The following is an 18,320-nucleotide window of genomic DNA, read 5'->3' on the forward strand; positions in this document are numbered from 1 at the left end:
AACTACGGGTTTTGTTAGGTTTGGCGTCATTCTAAACAAAAGCTTATTGAACAACCGGAAAGCCGGCATCTGTTATAAGCTGAGCCGCTTTTTCGGCAGAAAGGGTAGTTTCAAGAGTCACAGTCTGGGTTGCTAAATCGGCCTGCACTTTAGCCCCAGGATCCTGAGCCTGTACGGCTCGGGTCACCGCATTAATGCAACCCCCACAGGTCATTCCCGACACTTTTAGACTCAACATATCGACCCTTTTTAAGTAATTTCGCTTGCTATGGGGTAGATTATCTTCCATATGAGCCAGCAAAAAGACACAAATTCCTCAATTTTCACCCTAGATATTGACGGTATGACCTGCGCCTCTTGCGTGGCAAGGGTTGAAAAGGCGCTAGATCGCATCCCCGGAGTAGAAGCTGCCAGCGTTAACCTCGCTACAGAGCAAGCAAAAGTCCGTCTCGAGCCCGGCTCCACCACCTCAGCCGAAGAAATCATCAATTTGGTGCAAAAAACAGGTTATGGAGCCAAGATCAGCTCACCCCATGGCAACCTTGACCCCAACCCTACACATGCATTTTGGGGATCGGATGGACTAGGTCGAGTATTGCTGAGCTTTGCCTTGTCTGCCCCCCTATTCTTGCCTATGTTTTTCATGCCCTTTGGAATCCATTGGGCACTTGCTCCGAAGTGGCAAATCTTGCTGGCAACACCCGTGCAATTTATTTTGGGTTGGCGTTTCTATAAAGCTGGCTTCAAATCTGTTTTAGCTGGCGCTGGAAATATGGATTTATTGGTTGCACTTGGAACCAGTGCCGCATATGGCTTAAGTGTTTATCAAATGATTGCGTCGCCACATGCCAACCATGAACTCTACTTTGAAGGCTCTACTGTCATCATTTGCATGGTCTTGCTTGGCAAATGGTTGGAAGCGAGAGCAAAACGACAGACGAGTGAAGCGATTCGCGCACTTCAAAAACTATGGCCAGAGAATGCGAAAGTTCTTAATTCAAATATTGAAATCAAAGAAGGTATTGCCTTTGATCAATATCGCGAACTACCTTTAGACCAAGTTTTTCCCGGCGATCATATCCTCGTGTTGCCCGGCGAACGCATCCCGGTGGATGGCTTGATTCTATTGGGCAATAGCCATATTGATGAATCCCTTTTAACTGGCGAAAGCGACCCCGTTAAAAAATCACTTGGAGCGAAAGTGATTGGCGGATCGCTCAATGGCGAAGGGGTTCTCATCATTGACGCTAAAGCGGTTGGCGTTGAAAGTGTCTTATCAAAAATCATCACCTTAGTGGAAGATGCACAAACGCAAAAAGCACCTATTCATAAATTAGTTGACCGAGTTAGCGCTATTTTTGTTCCAAGCGTCATCATCATCGCATTACTTACAGGTCTCATAAATTGGATTTATCTTGATTCGGTTTCTATTGCCATCTTGCGCTCTGTATCCGTTCTCGTGATTGCCTGTCCTTGCGCACTTGGTCTAGCCACGCCAGCGGCCATCATGGCAGGAACAGGAGTGGCTGCGCGCTTTGGCATCCTCATTAAAGATCCTCAAGTTCTAGAGCTAGCGCATCGCTTAAACATTGTTGCCTTCGATAAAACTGGCACTCTCACCATTGGCAAGCCACAGGTACTAGAGTTCATTGATCTCAGCGGCACCAAGGACAATAATTCCCTTCTTGCCACTGCTGCGGGTTTACAAATGGGTAGCGAGCATCCTTTAGCAAAAGCACTGATAGGTGCCGCCAAACTCGCTGACACCAACCCCATCCCCCCATCCCAAAGCGCGGCTTTGCCTGGGGTTGGCATCAGCGGCGTACCAAGCTCGGGACCGTGGGCCAATCAAAAGCTCTCACTTCAAAGTATTGCTTCGCTAGAAAATAATCCGCACTATTCAGAAATTTTGGCTAAGGCACAACACTGCTTTAATCAGGGGCAAACGGTATCTGTATTAATGAATGCAGAAATTTCATCATTACCTCTTGCCATCATCGGATTTGGCGATGAACTCAAGAGTTCAGCAAAAGCCGCAATCTCTGCTTTGCATCAGTTACATATTCGGACTGTGATGCTTTCCGGTGACAACGCGGCTGCTGTAAAACGAGTTGGTGACTCAATCGGTATTGATGAGGTTTTTGGACAAGTATTGCCAAACAATAAGGCTGAAATTATTCGTCAATTGCAATCTTCTGGAAAAGACCAATCCAGACAATACGTCGCCATGGTAGGCGATGGCGTTAACGATGCGCCAGCATTGGCAACCGCCGATGTTGGTATGGCCATGTCTACAGGCACAGATGTTGCCATGCAGGCAGCAGGCATCACCCTCATACGTGGTGACCCGAGCTTGGTAGCAGATGCGATTGATATTTCCAAAAGAACCTGGAAAAAGATTCAGCAAAATCTCTTTTGGGCTTTTGCATTTAATGCCACAGGCATTCCCCTAGCGGCACTTGGTTATTTATCACCAATGCTTGCGGGTAGCGCCATGGCACTCTCTAGTTTCTGCGTATTAAGTAATGCACTTTTACTAAAACGCTGGCGCCCAACTCATCGCTAATTAGGCTATCGCCCAGTATTATTTTGCGGGCTTGCGAACGAGTTCGATATCACCATAGAAAGCACGTGTTTCAGATTTGGTGTTATCTGTATCAGTGAGCAATGCAACACCAATCACATCTCCTGGCGCCTCACCATACGCGCGTTTGTAGTCAGCAGATAAATCGCGCTGATGCTTATGCCATTGCCCCAAATTATCCCAACCTGAATCCACCACAATCATTTTGATACGCGAGGTATGGGCATTGGTAAGGATGGAATCAACAGGTGATTTGCCAGACCAGATGTACATCAAGGTAGCGTATGGCATTTCTTGACCGCTGATTAAATTCGCCATCTCAAAATTCATTTTTTCTTTTAATGACAGCTTGGATTTGTTGCCATCAAACGCAACCAAGATTCTTAAGGGCGCATCATCACGATAACCCTCGCTATTATCAGCTTCAGGCATAGCACTTAGCGCTTTCCACTCCCACTGCAACCACAAGTTATTCGCCTTCTTTGGCTTCAGCTTTACTGCCAATCCTGATGCAGCTGTTTTTGAGTTTGCGCTTAAGACCGTTTTACCTTGGTAATTTTCCAAACGATAGACGGTGTTCTTTTTATAAGGAGCAATACGATAAAAACTCCATCCTTGCGGTACCCCCTCTTTTGCCGCCTCAGCAGAGAACTTTGGCAACTCTTCCTGAGCAGGAATCTGATCAGCGCGAAATGCTTGCCCAGACTCATCCTGAACCGAGCTTCCGCCAAATCCAGCGCAGCCCGATAGCACAAAGGCTATCAAGAGCGTCGTGAGGAGCATGGCGAGTTTGCGCATAAGGGAATTGTCCCAAAGTTTTACTTAACTAAGTCTAAAATTGTCATATGCGCCAATACTCACCATCAAGCTGGGCCGCGATTAGCATTTGCATTGCGGCATTGGCGCACTTTGTCTTGGGCTTTGCAATTGAATTTTCGGTGGATGAGGCTCACTATGCCTTGTACGCACAGCATCTTGCCTGGAGCTACTTTGATCATCCGCCGCTAGTGGGCTGGATTCAGTGGCCACTCGTTGCCATTACCCCCTCCGAGGGAATCATTCGCCTCATTCCAGAATTTCTTTGGATACTTTCTTGTTACTTGGTCTATCAAGTCACGTTAGAAATACACCATTTAATTCAAGGCAGAAATGCAGGCTACCTAACTAGCACACTGCCCTCTCAAAATACCTGCGGACTCATGGCTGTGCTCGCAATTGTTGCTGCACCCATTCCTCACATACTGGCGATCGGTTTATTGCCTGATACTTTGCTTGCGCCTCTAAGTCTTGGACTGATGTTGATGGCACTTCGCTGGCTCAGCAAGGATCGCTTTAGCACCCGCGATTGGATTTTTACCGGCATCTTATTAGGCCTATCAGGCCTTAGTAAATACACCGCTGCTTTTAGTGCTTTTGCACTCTTGTTAGTATTCTTGAGTAGCCCAAGAAAAGCTTGGATCAATACTGCAGGATTTTGGTTGGCCGCCATCATTGCACTACTCTGCATTAGCCCTGTCCTGTATTGGAATTGGGTAAATGATTGGATTTCATTTAAGTATCAAATTGCTCACGGCGCAGGCAGCACATGGCTATGGCGAAGACTGGCGACCTACATAGGCGTTCAGGTCTTGGTTTATGGGTCGCTACTGGTGCTTGGCGCTTATTTATTTATTAAATATTGTGTTCATGGCGCCAAACTTTCTATCTGGGCTTTGCTAGGATTTTTTGCAATTCCATTTTCAATCTTTACAACGCTTGCTGGTGGAGGCGGGCTTCCACACTGGACATCTCCCGCATGGTTTTGTCTTGCTCCATTTGCGGGTATTGGCTTAGCAAAAGCTTGGTCTACTCAACATCGCCGTCTTATTCAAATTCTTTTTGTATCTCAGTTGACACTTTGCGGTTTTGGAATTGCTTACGCACTCTCAGGAGGAATTAATTCAGCAATGATTAAATCCAATCCGATTGCCGATCTCTATGGCTGGAAATTGGCAGGGCAAAAAGCGGCCGAACTAACGCAAGCAAGCAAAGCGAATGGCATTGCCGTACAAAATTGGACATTGGGTAGCCGAGCAGCTTGGTATGCCAAACCGACCCCGGTATTTGTACTGGATCAACGGCAAGACCAATTTGATCTCTGGTTTGGTAAGTTACCCCAAGGGGCAAATATCCTTCTCATTAACTGGTCTGGGATGCCCTTTCCAGCGCCAGTGGGAAACAAGGACTCTTTTGAGCGTTGTGAGCCCTTAGACAGCCTAGAAATTAGGCGTTTTGGACAAATTTTGTCCAAATTTGACTTTAGCGTGTGTAGCAACTGGCAGGGGCCTGAATTAGCAAGGTAAATCGTCAAAATTCAAGACCTTAGGCGCCCAAAGCATTATCCTTACGCCTATGCGTTCACAAGTCACATCCGCCCCAAATCCAAAAGATGCTGCTGGGTGGAAATCCATTTTGAAGCGTGCATGGCCAACGATTCGCATCGTCCTATCAGTCGCCCTGCTATGGAAGGCAACCAGTGGAATTGATTGGCACACCCTTCTGGATTCAGAAATCAAGATGCAGCCAATCTGGCTCGTTGCCGCAGCAATTGCAATTTGCTGTGCATTTATTTGTGGGGGCTTGCGCTGGGGCTTTCTGATGCGTAGCGTAGGTTTTCAAGGAAGCCTATTTAAATATGTCGCCCTATATTTTGCTGGCGGCTTAATTAATCAAGGTCTGCCAAGCACCCTCGGTGGTGATAGCTATCGCGCAATTACTGCCACACATCTTAATAGCGCTGGCAATCTTAGCGAAACAAAAGAGTTAGACCAAGAATTGCATCATTCCGTTGATTTGGAGCATGCAACACCAAAACTGCGTTTGAGTTTTGCGATGGTGCTTGTTGATCGCCTTTTAGGTTTGGCTGGAAATAATTTGCTTGGCGGTCTTGGACTTATTTTGGGCGGCGCTACTCTTGCCGCATGGGGGCAAGATCTAGGTTATGCCGTTATCGCTGTCATGGTGTTGGCAGGACTTGTAATCGCATTAGTTCTAGCCTGGAAACCTACTACCGAGCTACTGCAGAAATTACTAACTCGCTTGAATATGGGCAATGCAATTCCAGGCATACGTCTTGCATTCTCATGGCCCATGAACATTGCTCAAGCGATTTTTGCAATTGCAATTCATGGATTTATTATTTTGGCTTTTGGTTTTTGCTTAAGAGCTTATGGCGCGGAAGCGCCAATCTCGAGCTTAATGATTGGCTTGCCTGCATTAAGCCTTTTATTAATGCTGCCAATTAGTATTTCAGGTTGGGGGCTACGCGAGGCAACCCTATCTTCAGTCTTAGCCCTATGGGGAGTTAGCCCATCGCTAACAGTACTCGCCTCAATTAGTTACGGCGCACTTACTGTGATATCTGTTTTACCAGGCGCCTATTTTTTACTAAAACGAAAATAATCTCAGAGCAAAACTATGGCTATTAGCGTCAACACTATGCGGGCAATTGATCATTGGGTTGGTGTACCCCTTTGCGCAATTGTTAGCCCTCTTGTGGCATTAATCGACCGCATCAAAAATATATTTAGCCGTGGGCCTGAGGCGCCAAAAAAATTACTCTTTATTGAGCTCTCTGAAATGGGTAGCGCGATACTGGTGGACCCCGCTATGCGAAACGCGCAAGCACGTGGTGCGGAGATTTTCTTCTTAATCTTTAAAAGTAATCGTGCAAGTCTTACCCTACTCAATACTGTGAAGCCAGAAAATATCTTCACAATTGATTCTTCCAGTCTGGGCGGCCTCATCAAAGATACATTGCGTTTTTTGGTTTTGGCTCGCTATCACCGCATTGATACCGTTATTGACTTGGAACTTTTCTCACGCTTCACCGCTCTTCTTACGGGTTTATGTGGCGCTCGTAAGCGTATTGGTTATCACATCTTTCATGGAGAAGGATTGTGGCGCGGCTTCATGTTGACACGCAAAGTTCATTACAACCCGCACATTCACATTACCAAGAACTTTCTATCACTCATTCATGCTGCATTTGCTAAAGAGATTGAAGTGCCATTTAGCAAGGTTCATATTTCTGATGACGAAGTAAAGCTTGAGCAAGCGGTTATTAATCCCGATGTTTTGAAGAAAGTGCTTTCTCGTATTGAAAAGAAAGCTGCTGAAGCTGGCATTCCATTTACCTATGGAAAAAATCGGATTATCTTGATAAACCCAAATGCGAGCGATCTCTTGCCTCAACGTCGTTGGTCACAACAGCGCTTCTCTGAGCTGATTCAAGCAGTTAACCAACGCTATCCCGATGATCTGATTTTGATCACAGGCTCACCAGCTGAATTTGTATACGTTGATAAAGTGCGCTTCGTCGCTAACGTTAAGAACGCCCTGAATTTTGCTGGTCAGGTGAGTTTTGCTGAGTTACCCCCCTTATATACACTCTCAGATGTGATGGTCACCAACGATTCTGGCCCAGGACACTTTTCTGCAGTAACGCCACTCAGAACTGTAGTGTTATTTGGCCCTGAAACTCCCGCACTATATGGTTCAGTTGGTAACTCTATTGCGATTACCGCAAATCTTGCTTGCTCTCCATGCGTTAGCGCAGCCAATCACCGCAAGACACCCTGTCATGACAATCTTTGCATGCAAGCAATTAGCGTTGCTCAAGTATTGGAAAAAGTGAATATTCAATTGCAAGAAGCAGACAAGGCTAAAGGCCGCTAGCCAAATGAGCAAGAAAGCGATTTCTACGCTAGCTTGGTTTATCCCGCTTGCGCCATTAAGTCTTGCCGCAGCAATTTATTTTGGTGAGCTTCAAAGCGCTAGCTTTTTATTTATCAATCGCTTTACCCAACTCCTGCCGGACACTTTATGGGCTTGGCTCACATTCCTAGGTAATGGCTGGGGAATATTCGCACTTTCATTTCCACTGATTTTATTGGCGCCACGGATATTTAGCGCTGGAATTTTGGGCGGCGGCATCTCCGCAATAGCGAGCACCATTCTCAAAAACTTTTTTGATTTACCTAGACCGGCAGGCTTACTGGAAGAAGGCAGCTTCTATCGCATTGGCGAGCCCCTACTCCACAAAGCATTCCCATCAGGTCATACGCTGACTGCTTTTGCCATTGCCAGCGCTTTGTATTTTTCTTGCGCCAAAAATAAACGCGTTCGCCTATTAATTCTATTTCTTATTGCCAGTCTTGTAGGCTTATCTCGCAATGCTGTCGGGGCCCACTGGTTAACTGATGTATTGGCGGGCGCAGGAGTTGGCATGTGGTGCGGCATGCTCGGTGCTCAATTAGCAACCTACATCCCTGAATCACAACTGAAACCTCAATCTATTTGGACGCGCTTTATTGCGATTGGCGGTCTTGTGTCGATTTATGCTCATTACACCCAAGTAATGGATCTTGAGTTAAATCTTCCACTGCAATACGCTTCGATTGCGATTGTTGTCATTACCCTGATATTTTTTATTAAGGTCCAGACAGGCAATACGCAAGAGAAAGCGAAATAATTCTCATGTTTAGCTATCGACACGCTTTTCATGCGGGCAGTCATGCCGACATTCTTAAGCACATTACCCTCATTCAGCTAGTTCAGTATTTGCAAGAAAAGCCTGGCGCATTAACCATCGTTGACACTCATGCTGGCGCTGGAATTTATAGTCTTGAGGATGGATTTGCGGCTGTTAGCAAAGAAGCTGAAGGCGGAATATATCGCCTACGAGATTTCGTTGAGGCTGGCAACTCAATTCCTCAGAGCATTCAACAATATCTAGACTGTATTCAAGCTGATAATCCAGAAGGTGGAATGAAGCTCTACCCAGGATCACCATTTATTCTTGCGGACCTCTTGCGACCACAAGATCGTCTTAAGCTATTTGAACTTCATCCCAAAGAGATTGATATCCTTCGTGAAAATGTTGCGCAGCTGAAGCAAGCTAAACAAATAGATATTTATGCCGAAGATAGCTTTAGCAGGCTAAAAGGACTACTCCCACCTCCAAGTAGACGGGGTCTTGTGCTCATTGATCCTTCATATGAAGATAAACAAGATTACCGCAATCTAGAGATCGCAATTGAGGAAGCCCTGCGTCGTTTTGCAACGGGTTGTTATGCAATTTGGTATCCAGTCATTTCTAGAAGAGAATCCGCAGAACTTCCTGAACGCATGAAACGCATTGCCACCACCAACAAACGCTCTTGGCTGCATGCAGAGTTAAGAGTAGAAAATGCTCCGGGAGAGCGTCGTTTGCAAGCGAGTGGTATGTTCATTATCAACCCGCCATGGACGCTAGAGAAACATCTAGCCGAAGCAATGCCGGTACTTGTTAAAGCGCTTGGCTTGGATGGTGGCGCAAAACTAATATTGAAGAGTTTTGAGGCCTAAGGAACCTAAGGGGGGAGCAAATAAAGCTCACTTACCAACTAGCTTTAATGCTAAATCCAGTTGGACTGTACTCTAGGGTCGCTTTTGCCCCAACAGGTAACGTCAGCTTTTCTGCCTGATGACCAAACGGTAAGTCCGTCAAAATCGGTATCTGTTTTGGCAAACGGCTACGAATTACCTCTATTGCACGCTCTAAGTTGTAGCCTTTATCGTTATCGTATAAACGATAGGAAGAAAAGCCACCCAATAATATGGCGGACTGATTTTGAAGAATGCCAGCATCAACCAACTGCATCATCATTCTTTCCAATCGGTAAGGATGCTCGTTCACATCTTCTAAAAATAGAATACCGCCCTTCGTTTGCGCTGAAGATGGCAGATAAGACGTTCCAACAAGACTAGCTATCACGGTCAAATTACCACCCCAAAGCAATCCTGTGATCGAACCTGCAGCCACCTCACCCAAAAAAGATTGTGGCGCTTGAATTTGACAATCCAACTTCCGGTCTTTTACGGCCGATACGAAATGCCTCCACATGAATGGGTCTGGAGAGAGATTCTTACCATTCTCATCAAATCGACCAAAGTCATAATTGAGCATTGGGCCAGATAAAGTGACTGCGCCAGTCTTCTCTAGTAATGCAAGCTCAAACACTGTGAAATCACTATGTCCACAAATTTGCAAGCCGCCCTTAACCGCATTAGCAATCCCATTCCAATCAATGTCAGGCAATAAGCGATGAATACCATACCCACCCCGCATTGCCATCACCAGATTTTTTGGATCCACTTTTGCTAAACCATTTAATTCATTTAAACGCTCAGCATCGCTACCAGCAAAACGCTCTTGAACGCGATGTACACACTGAGCATTGGCAATCTCAATACCTTGGCTTTGAAGATAGGCAATACCTACCTCAGGACTTTTAGGGTCGATATTAGCGCCAGAGGGGGCGATAAGATAAATAGATTTCACCTACGCTCCTTAAAGAAGCTGCGTAGTAGCTGGCCACACTCCTCACCCATAACCCCACCCTCGACTGTTGTCTGATGATTGATTTGTTTTGATGAGAATACATCTAAAACGCTTCCAGCGGCTCCCGTCTTTGGATCGGGTGCTCCATAGACAACACGATCCAAGCGCGCATGAAGCATTGCACCGGCGCACATTGTGCAGGGCTCCAAAGTCACATAAAGGGTACTACCAGGCAAGCGATAGTTTTCTTCGGCCTTAGCGGCACCCCTAAGCGCCAACATTTCTGCATGAGCACTCGGATCATGATGAGTAATAGGCTGATTGAATGCCTTGGAAATAACCTTGCCATCTCGAACCAAAACCGCACCCACAGGAACCTCACCCTCTAGGGCGGCCAACTGCGCTTGCTCAATGGCTTGCTGCATAAATTGATGATCAAGTTCAGCTTGAGTCATTTATTGGCGATATACATCCGCCCAACAATTGGGTGTTTCATAAAGACGAACTGCGGAGAGTTCAAGTCGGCCACCAAAAGCTTTATTAAATACTGGTTGCAAAATTGCAAAAGCGGTATTGGCTAAGTTTTCTACTGTGGGCACATGTTCCATGATCACAGTTTTATGATTTGGCATGCTGGCCAAGAATGCTACCAATTTTTCATCTTCTTTTGCCACCAAGAATGCATGATCCCAGAGCTCAACTACATATTGATTGGTGAGACGCTTGATATCTCCAAAATCCAATACCATTCCATCGTCCGCCTTACCAGGATGATCCGCTACCTCGCCAGTTAGGGTTACCTCAATGGCATATCGATGTCCATGCAAATGTCGACACTGGCCATCATGATTAGGAATGCGGTGACCTGAATCAAATTCAAGGCGACGTGTAATGGAGATGTTGGATGGTTTTTTAGTCATTCAAATTTATCAAAGCGTGGCTGCTATATGCGCCCTATTTATCGGATTCCAATCAGTTTATGCGATTGAATACTTAATCTCCATAATGGACGCTTTTGGCACAAAGAAACAGCCAACTCAGTATTACTTTTTACGTCCGGTCCATCCATAGGCTGCAAGAAGCGATTGCGGTAGTCCATCTTCTCAAATCGAGACATTAATTTTTCAAGGGCATCATGGCCCGCTTGCGGCACCACTAATTTCAATTCATTCGCCTGGAGAACAATTAGTTCAGATCCAGCCTTCGGGCTGACGCACACCCAATCTACACCCTTGGGCACCTTGATGGTTCCATTTGTTTCAATGGCGACCTCAAAACCTTTTTGATGAAGTGCATTAATAAGATCTTCATCTAACTGTAGCAACGGTTCGCCACCGGTAAAAACTACATATCGTTGCTGAGGGCCCGCTGAGGTGCTTTTCCAAGACTGCTCAATTGCTGCCGCGAGATCCTGCGCAGTATTAAATTTACCGCCACCAATGCCATCGCTTCCCACAAAATCAGTATCGCAAAATTGGCAAACAGCACTAGCGCGATCCTCTTCGCGACCACTCCATAAATTACAACCAGCAAAGCGGCAAAAAACCGCAGCACGACCAGCATGTGCGCCTTCGCCTTGAAGAGTTGGGAAAAGTTCTTTTACGGTATACATGGCAATACGCTCATTTTAAGCGTATTGCCTACTTCCAGGAGACTAGCTCCCACTGCCAATAGTCTTCCCAGTATGCATTTGACCAGAAGACTCCAGGAGTAATGTAGCGCCCAGATCCCCTGCGTATGACCCAGCGGCCGATTTCCGGGAAGAACCACACATCCTCCTCGCGGATGTTCATCACCCTAAATAGATCATTACTCTCAAAATACGGGATTTCATTATGGTAATGAAGGGTAGCAAAACGACCTGCTGGAGAAGCTACTTGCTCCCAGCCTAATGCCACCATATTCAAGCCCCAGTAAAAATTACTTCCTGGATTTGATAGCACTTCATAACGCGACTTATAAAATGCATTCGAACCTGATTGCATTTGTGCTGGCCACAAAGGTATTGGCTGCTGAAACCTTTGTGGCGGACTCCAATGGGGATCTTGCAAAATGAATCCCCAAGGTGACTGAATTTCATCTGGCAGTGGTCCCGCCTTGACTCCGACACGTTGAATCCGAATCACATCACCAACAGAAACCACCTTCTCAGTTACGGTGTCGATAATTTCTTGATTAAAGACGTTTCGTACTTGATATACCCACTCTTGACCAATCTTTGGCGTCCTAACTACTGGAGCGGGAGTCGGTTGCGCTAGTGCTGGGCCCTCAGGAAAGGGTTGGGAAGAAATACACCCTACCAATAATATTGATAGGGCGATAGATGAAAGCGCCCTACAAGAGATCACTTGTAAGAAGTTAATTGCCACTGCAAGCTATCTTCTAAATTGGGAGTTCCAAGCTGACCTTGAATCATGTATGAACCAGAAGACTCGCGCGCAACCCAGCGACCAATGCTTGGGGCAAACCAAACAGTCTCTCTACGAATGCAATTCACTTTATTGTCATCATTACTTTCGTAGTTCACCAAGCTTTGATAACGCAATGTTAAGAAAGTTCCTGCGGGAACGGTAATTTGCTCCCAGCCATGGGCGCTCATATATTCTTGCCAGTTATAAGCAGAATCGGGGTATCCCGCCAGCTTGTATTTAGTGATGAATTGCTTATTCCAAGTAGCGCTTAACTCTTGAGGCCACAATGGAATAGCGGGGCTGAAGCTCACTACTTTAGGCCACTGTGGATCAGTCAAAACCATACCCCAAGGACCCTGAACTTCGTTGGCTAATCTTCCACCGCTTTCGTCCGAGCGCTCAATCACAATGGTTGAGCCAACACTAGCCACTCGCTCGGTTACCAAGCCTAGATTTTTGCCATCAAATACATCACGCTTTATATAGGTCCATTCTTGCCCCACTTGTGGAAGGCGAACAGATGGCAATGGCTTTGGCTGTGCAACAGGTGTACCGCGCTCATAACCCAATGGCACGCCACAAGCTACTGGGGCCAAAGCTGCTGAAGCGATGAATACACGACGAGATAAATTCATATTTCCTCCAAAAATCCTCAAACAACTATACCCCAAGCAAACTTAACTCTTCAACCGTAAACCCTGCTTGCTTACGAGCGTCAAGATTAAATGGCCCCCTCAATTTTGGAGCGCGATACTGCTTGGCAAGATCCCTATAGGCAGAAATTGGGGATAAGCTTGCCTTATTGCATAAGAAGTTAAACCAATGATTACCAACAAAAACGTGTCCAATCTCATCACGAAGAATAATCTCGAGAATCTCGACAGCTCGGACGTCTTTGATTTGCTTGAAACGATCGCGAATCATCGGCACGGCATCTAAGCCTCTTGCCTCCATGGTTCTGGGCACCAAAGCCATTCTGGCGATTACCGAATCCTGAGTTCTTTCAACCATCTCCCACAGACTGTTGTGTGCTTGAAAGTCTCCGTAAGAGTATCCAAACGATTGAATATATTCATTTACCAGGGTGAAGTGATAAGCTTCTTCTTTGGCAACCTTTAACCAGTCTGCGTAATACTGCTCAGGCATATCCGGGAAACGCCAGATGGCATCTAGAGCAAGATTGATGGCATTAAATTCAATATGCGCCAATGAATGCAGCAAAGAAGCCCTGCCCTCAACAGTGTCCATCTTTCGTTTGGGAACCTCTAAAGGAGGAACTAACTCTGGCTTATGTGGTCGACCTGGAAGATCAAGTTTAGTGCCATCGTAAATTGCAGCAGCATTGAGATTAATCTTTTGCTGTTGATAGTCGTCAAATAACTGAAATGTTCGACTAACTTTAATCTGTGGGTTCGTTATTGCCAAAATTTCAAGGGCAGTTTGGCGCAACTCAGTCATCACAAAAGCCGATGCTTATTCCCACTCGATCGTAGCAGGAGGTTTTCCGCTAATGTCGTACACCACACGGTTAATGCCACGCACTTCATTGATGATGCGATTAGAAACTTTACCAAGCAGATCATGCGGCAAATGCGCCCAGTGCGCAGTCATGAAATCTTGGGTTTGCACTGCACGCAGAGCAACAACATACTCATAAGTTCTGCCATCGCCCATCACGCCAACTGACTTCACTGGCAAGAACACTGCAAATGCCTGGCTAGTCAGGTCATACCAAGATTTATGGCTGGCTTCATCAATGGTACTGCGCAACTCTTCAATAAAAATCGCATCCGCTCTTTGCAGCAGACTTGCAAACTCTGCCTTAACCTCACCCAAGATGCGAACACCAAGACCTGGGCCAGGGAAAGGATGGCGATAGACCATCTCGCGAGGAAGCCCTAAGGCCACACCAAGTTCACGCACCTCATCTTTAAAGAGCTCACGCAATGGCTCAAGCAATTTGAGATGCATATCTTCAGGCAAGCCGCCCACATTGTGGTGACTCTTAATAGTATGAGCACCTTTTTTACCTTTACCGGCAGACTCGATCACGTCTGGATAGATGGTACCCTGCGCCAACCACTTAGCGTTCTTAATCTTTCCAGACTCAGTCTGGAAAATTTCCACAAACTCTTTGCCAATAATTTTTCGCTTGGCTTCTGGATCAGCCACACCAGCAAGCTTAGACATAAAGGTATCTTTTGCATCAACGCGAATCACCTTCACACCTAGATTGCGAGCAAACATCTCCATAACCATATCGCCTTCATTTAGACGAAGCAGGCCGTGATCGACGAAAACGCAAGTTAACTGATCGCCGATAGCGCGGTGAATTAAGGCAGCGGCAACACTCGAGTCAACACCACCAGATAAGCCCAAAATAACTTCTTCATCGCCAACTTGTTTGCGAATATTTTCAACTGCTTCTGCAATGTAATCGCCCATGACCCAATCTGGCTTACAACCGCAGATTTGATGTACAAAGCGCTCCAGAATTGCAGTCCCTTGAATGGTGTGTGTTACCTCTGGATGAAACTGGAAAGCATAGAAGCGGCGCTTCTCATCCGCCATACCTGCAATTGGACAAGAATCAGTCGAAGCCATTAAGGCAAATTCGGGAGGCAGTTTAGTTACTGAATCGCCGTGACTCATCCACACCTTCAGAATGCCATGGCCTTCACTGGTAGAAAAATCTTGTATGCCTTTGAGCAGATTTGTGTGGCCATGTGCACGCACTTCAGAGTAACCAAATTCGCGAGCCTTGCCGAGTGACTCAGCCGAGGCAACAGCGCCACCCAATTGGGTTGCCATAGTTTGCATGCCATAGCAGATACCCAATACGGGAACGTCAAGCTCAAAAACAATTTGTGGTGCTCGTGGACTGCCAGCCTCTGTAACCGAGCTTGGACCACCAGAGAGAATGATTCCCTTGCCACCCTGCTCTTGAATAAATTTGCGAATGAATTCTGGATCGCAATCATAGGGGTGTATTTCTGAATACACGCGCCCATCACGCACACGTCTTGCAATTAATTGAGTTACTTGTGAACCAAAGTCGAGAATCAGTATTTTGTCGTGCACGAAACAATCACTCTTTAAGTCAGCATTTATTTATTTTTAATCAATATGGTAGTTAGGCGCTTCCTTGGTGATCTTCACATCGTGCACGTGTGATTCACGCACACCTGCTGATGTGATTTCCACAAAATTGGCTTTTTCATGCAGTTCAGCAATCGTTTTGCAACCGAGATAACCCATGGAAGAACGAATGCCACCTGTCAGTTGGTGCAAGATAGCAAGCACGCTACCTTTGTATGGAACTTGCCCTTCGATACCCTCAGGAACTAGCTTCTCAGCATTCGCAACAATATCGCTCTGGAAATAACGATCGGCAGAACCATCAGCCATCGCGCCCAAAGAGCCCATGCCACGATAACTCTTATAAGAACGTCCTTGATACAAGAACACCTCACCAGGCGCTTCTTCAGTGCCTGCGAACATACCGCCCATCATTACAGCGCTTGCGCCTGCAGCCAATGCTTTTGCAACGTCTCCGGAGTAACGAATACCACCATCCGCAATTAGCGGGATGCCAGCACCTTTTAGTGCGGTAGCCACATTTACGATTGCGGTAATTTGAGGAACGCCTACGCCCGCCACGATACGAGTAGTGCAAATTGAACCCGGCCCAATGCCCACCTTCACGCCATCAGCACCATGATCAGCTAATGCTTTTGCGGCATCTCCAGTAGCGATATTACCGCCAATAACTTGTACTTGCGGATAGTTCTTCTTCACCCATTTCACACGATCGAGAACGCCTTGGCTATGGCCATGAGCGGTATCTACAACAATTACATCAACTCCTGCGCGTACCAATAACTCAATACGTTCATCATTATCTGGGCCCACTCCAACCGCCGCGCCCACACGGAGCTTGCCTTCGCTGTCTTTACAGGCATTAGGATGCTCAGTCGCTTTCAGAATATCTTTTACGGTAATGAGGCCACGCAATTCAAATTTGTCATTAACAACAAGAACGCGCTCTAAGCGATGCTGACTCATCAAACGTTTTGCTTCTTCTAATGAGGCACCCTCTTTTACTGTCACCAAGCGCTCACGTGGAGTCATCTTGTTTTTTACTGGCGCATCCAAATCTTCTTCAAAGCGCAAATCACGATTGGTGATGATGCCAACCACTTCTTTGCCAACCAAAACTGGAAACCCAGAAAATCCATGTTCACGTGATAGTTGAATTACTTGACGTACCGTCACATCTGGACTGATGGTGATGGGATCGCGCAAAACACCAGACTCATAACGTTTTACTTTTGCCACTTCACGAGCTTGCTCGGCAGGCTTCAAGTTTTTATGAACAATACCAATGCCGCCCTCGCTTGCCATGGCAATGGCCAAACGGCCTTCCGTGACGGTATCCATCGCGGCGGATACTAATGGCGTGTTGAGTGAAATATCCCGAGTTAATTTACTAGCCAAACTGGCATCTCGAGGGAGTACCGATGAGTAGGCCGGTACGAGGAGCACATCGTCAAAAGTGAGTGCTTTTTGAATGAGTCGCATGCAAAACCCCTAGTCGCAAAAACAGATTATAGCCTCCTAGCCCTCCTTTTTGCTGCTGCAGCCTGGAATTTGGCATCCTGGTTCTGGTTCGCCTTCTTGCGGCGTACCGCCTTGGGATCAATTAATAAGGGGGAATAAAGCTCTAGGCGGTCACCTTCATAAATTCGGCTATCCCAGTCCTTGCGCTTCCCGAAAACCCCAAAACAGCCCTTTCTGGAGATTGCTGGATCTTCTTGGCTTAATGCGAGTCCCGCTTTTACTAAGGCAAGCCCAATAGTTGGGCTCTCGCCTAGCTTGATGACCAGCTCGAATGGCTTGAGAGTGGGCTCACCCTCTCTTGCATCACATAGCCAAATATTAAGCATTCGATCAGCCATACACTTCTTCAGCTCGCTTAACAAAACAATCCACGAAAGTTCCAGCAATGTGCCCAAACACTGGTCCAATAATTTTGTCCAGAATGACGCTTTTGAACTCCCAATGCAACTTGAACTCCACCTTACAAGCATCTTCACGCAGAGGGATGAAGTTCCATTGACCCGAGAAATACTTGAATGGCCCATCCACAAAAACCATGTCAATGGTTTCAGGTCGATGATTCACATTACGCGTATGGAAAAACTGATTTATGCCCTTAAAGCTGATATTGATTTTGGCATCTAAAACGGTTTCGGTCTGCTCAAAGATTTCCACTCCGCCACACCAGGGCAGGAATTCAGGATATCGCGCTACATCAGTCACCAAGCCATACATTCGGTCGGCTGATTGGCCAATTAAAACGGTCTTGTAGACGTCTGCCATAATCGTTATTGGAAGCTAAATAAATATGAGTATCGTCGATAACAAAAAAGCTTTCTTCGATTATTTTATCGAGGAGCGCTTTGAGGCAGGGCTAGTTCTGGAGGGTTGGGAGGTAAAAGCCATCCGAGCAGGTCGCGTGCACATTAAAGAAGCGTATGTGGTGATACGTAAGGCTGAGCTTTTTCTGATCGGTTGCCACATTACCCCCCTTCTTTCCGCCTCCACTCACATTGTTCCCGATAGCGTCCGCACCAGAAAGCTATTGCTAAATGCGATCGAGATTCGTAAGTTGATTGGCAAAGTAGAACAAAAAGGTTACACACTCGTTCCATTAAATCTGCATTTCTCCAAAGGCAGAGTGAAATGCGAGATTGGATTGGCGAGAGGTAAAAAACAACACGACAAACGTGCAGCCACGAAAGAGCGCGAATGGGAAGTGCAAAAAGGCAGGATTGCTCGCGGCGATCTAAACGCGTAACAACCCCACGGGGGACTAATCTAAAGTCCAGTATTTAAGCATGCTGCACCCGTCTGGTGCATAACAGCACCAAGCTGCTTCACATTTTTTAATTCAGCCACA

At 46.3% G+C, this 18,320-nt stretch carries 20 protein-coding genes; 7 read left to right on the forward strand and 13 right to left on the reverse strand.

Annotated elements, in window-relative coordinates; all coding sequences use genetic code 11:
• Positions 1 to 43: 43 nt before the first annotated feature.
• Positions 44 to 238: a heavy-metal-associated domain-containing protein gene (locus DCO17_RS07415; protein WP_173956108.1), complete on the reverse strand. Its 195-nt coding sequence runs from the start codon at positions 236 to 238 to the stop codon at positions 44 to 46.
• A 51-nt stretch (positions 239 to 289) separates the two neighbouring features.
• Between DCO17_RS07415 and DCO17_RS07420 the strand changes: the two genes are divergently transcribed.
• A complete protein-coding gene (locus DCO17_RS07420; RefSeq protein ID WP_173956109.1) occupies positions 290 to 2,566 on the forward strand; it encodes a heavy metal translocating P-type ATPase in 2,277 nt (758 codons plus the stop codon).
• Positions 2,567 to 2,584: 18 nt separating this feature from the next.
• Here DCO17_RS07420 and DCO17_RS07425 read toward each other — a convergent pair whose 3' ends face one another.
• Positions 2,585 to 3,382: a DUF3047 domain-containing protein gene (locus DCO17_RS07425; RefSeq protein ID WP_173956110.1), complete on the reverse strand. Its 798-nt coding sequence runs from the start codon at positions 3,380 to 3,382 to the stop codon at positions 2,585 to 2,587.
• 47 nt (positions 3,383 to 3,429) lie between these two features.
• Here DCO17_RS07425 and DCO17_RS07430 point away from each other — a divergent pair, with 47 nt between their 5' ends.
• From DCO17_RS07430 to DCO17_RS07450, 5 genes are read left to right on the forward strand one after another with little or no spacing between them, the layout of a single operon-like run.
• Entirely contained in the window at positions 3,430 to 4,926 is a 1,497-nt protein-coding gene (locus DCO17_RS07430; protein WP_173956111.1) for a glycosyltransferase family 39 protein, read from the forward strand.
• A gap of 49 nt (positions 4,927 to 4,975) precedes the next feature.
• Entirely contained in the window at positions 4,976 to 6,025 is a 1,050-nt protein-coding gene (locus DCO17_RS07435) for a lysylphosphatidylglycerol synthase transmembrane domain-containing protein (RefSeq protein WP_173956112.1), read from the forward strand.
• Positions 6,026 to 6,040: 15 nt separating this feature from the next.
• Positions 6,041 to 7,300, forward strand: a complete 1,260-nt coding sequence (locus DCO17_RS07440; RefSeq protein WP_173956113.1) for a glycosyltransferase family 9 protein — start codon at positions 6,041 to 6,043, stop codon at positions 7,298 to 7,300.
• Between the two features lie 4 nt (positions 7,301 to 7,304).
• Positions 7,305 to 8,096, forward strand: a complete 792-nt coding sequence (locus DCO17_RS07445; RefSeq protein ID WP_173956114.1) for a phosphatase PAP2 family protein — start codon at positions 7,305 to 7,307, stop codon at positions 8,094 to 8,096.
• A 5-nt stretch (positions 8,097 to 8,101) separates the two neighbouring features.
• Entirely contained in the window at positions 8,102 to 8,971 is an 870-nt protein-coding gene (locus DCO17_RS07450; protein WP_173956115.1) for a 23S rRNA (adenine(2030)-N(6))-methyltransferase RlmJ, read from the forward strand.
• 31 nt (positions 8,972 to 9,002) lie between these two features.
• Here the strand turns inward: DCO17_RS07450 and DCO17_RS07455 are convergent, their stop codons facing one another.
• Genes DCO17_RS07455 through DCO17_RS07505 form a run of 11 tightly spaced genes read right to left on the reverse strand, consistent with a single transcriptional unit; the run spans position 9,003 to position 17,740 of the window.
• Entirely contained in the window at positions 9,003 to 9,947 is a 945-nt protein-coding gene (locus DCO17_RS07455; protein ID WP_173956116.1) for an LD-carboxypeptidase, read from the reverse strand.
• The gene (gene tadA, locus DCO17_RS07460) at positions 9,944 to 10,402 is read right to left on the reverse strand and encodes a tRNA adenosine(34) deaminase TadA (protein ID WP_173956117.1); all 459 of its coding nucleotides are present in this window, start codon (positions 10,400 to 10,402) and stop codon (positions 9,944 to 9,946) included. Before tadA ends, DCO17_RS07455 begins: the two co-directional genes overlap by 4 nt.
• On the reverse strand, positions 10,403 to 10,867 hold the full coding sequence (gene queD, locus DCO17_RS07465) for a 6-carboxytetrahydropterin synthase QueD (RefSeq protein WP_173956118.1): 465 nt from the start codon (positions 10,865 to 10,867) through the stop codon (positions 10,403 to 10,405). It lies immediately after the preceding gene.
• Positions 10,868 to 10,905: 38 nt separating this feature from the next.
• Complete coding sequence (queE, locus tag DCO17_RS07470; RefSeq protein WP_173956119.1) at positions 10,906 to 11,559, reverse strand: 7-carboxy-7-deazaguanine synthase; 654 nt, start codon at positions 11,557 to 11,559, stop codon at positions 10,906 to 10,908.
• A gap of 28 nt (positions 11,560 to 11,587) precedes the next feature.
• The gene (locus DCO17_RS07475) at positions 11,588 to 12,316 is read right to left on the reverse strand and encodes a hypothetical protein (RefSeq protein ID WP_217425411.1); all 729 of its coding nucleotides are present in this window, start codon (positions 12,314 to 12,316) and stop codon (positions 11,588 to 11,590) included.
• Positions 12,292 to 12,993: a hypothetical protein gene (locus tag DCO17_RS07480; RefSeq protein WP_173956120.1), complete on the reverse strand. Its 702-nt coding sequence runs from the start codon at positions 12,991 to 12,993 to the stop codon at positions 12,292 to 12,294. The genes DCO17_RS07475 and DCO17_RS07480 overlap by 25 nt, the downstream gene beginning before the upstream one ends.
• 25 nt (positions 12,994 to 13,018) lie before the next feature.
• Positions 13,019 to 13,816, reverse strand: coding sequence for a ferritin-like domain-containing protein (locus tag DCO17_RS07485; RefSeq protein ID WP_173956121.1), 798 nt, complete (start codon positions 13,814 to 13,816; stop codon positions 13,019 to 13,021).
• Positions 13,817 to 13,831: 15 nt separating this feature from the next.
• A complete protein-coding gene (guaA, locus tag DCO17_RS07490) occupies positions 13,832 to 15,439 on the reverse strand; it encodes a glutamine-hydrolyzing GMP synthase (RefSeq protein WP_173956122.1) in 1,608 nt (535 codons plus the stop codon).
• Positions 15,440 to 15,475: 36 nt separating this feature from the next.
• Positions 15,476 to 16,939, reverse strand: a complete 1,464-nt coding sequence (gene guaB / locus DCO17_RS07495; protein ID WP_173956123.1) for an IMP dehydrogenase — start codon at positions 16,937 to 16,939, stop codon at positions 15,476 to 15,478.
• 26 nt (positions 16,940 to 16,965) lie between these two features.
• Positions 16,966 to 17,316, reverse strand: a complete 351-nt coding sequence (locus DCO17_RS07500) for an RnfH family protein (RefSeq protein WP_173956124.1) — start codon at positions 17,314 to 17,316, stop codon at positions 16,966 to 16,968.
• Entirely contained in the window at positions 17,309 to 17,740 is a 432-nt protein-coding gene (locus DCO17_RS07505; RefSeq protein ID WP_173956125.1) for a type II toxin-antitoxin system RatA family toxin, read from the reverse strand. Before DCO17_RS07505 ends, DCO17_RS07500 begins: the two co-directional genes overlap by 8 nt.
• 25 nt (positions 17,741 to 17,765) lie before the next feature.
• On the opposite strand from DCO17_RS07505, the gene smpB reads away from it, so the two are divergent.
• Entirely contained in the window at positions 17,766 to 18,218 is a 453-nt protein-coding gene (smpB, locus tag DCO17_RS07510) for an SsrA-binding protein SmpB (protein ID WP_173956126.1), read from the forward strand.
• Positions 18,219 to 18,320 lie beyond the last annotated feature (102 nt).

The organism is Polynucleobacter tropicus (assembly GCF_013307225.1).
Taxonomy (GTDB): domain Bacteria; phylum Pseudomonadota; class Gammaproteobacteria; order Burkholderiales; family Burkholderiaceae; genus Polynucleobacter; species Polynucleobacter tropicus.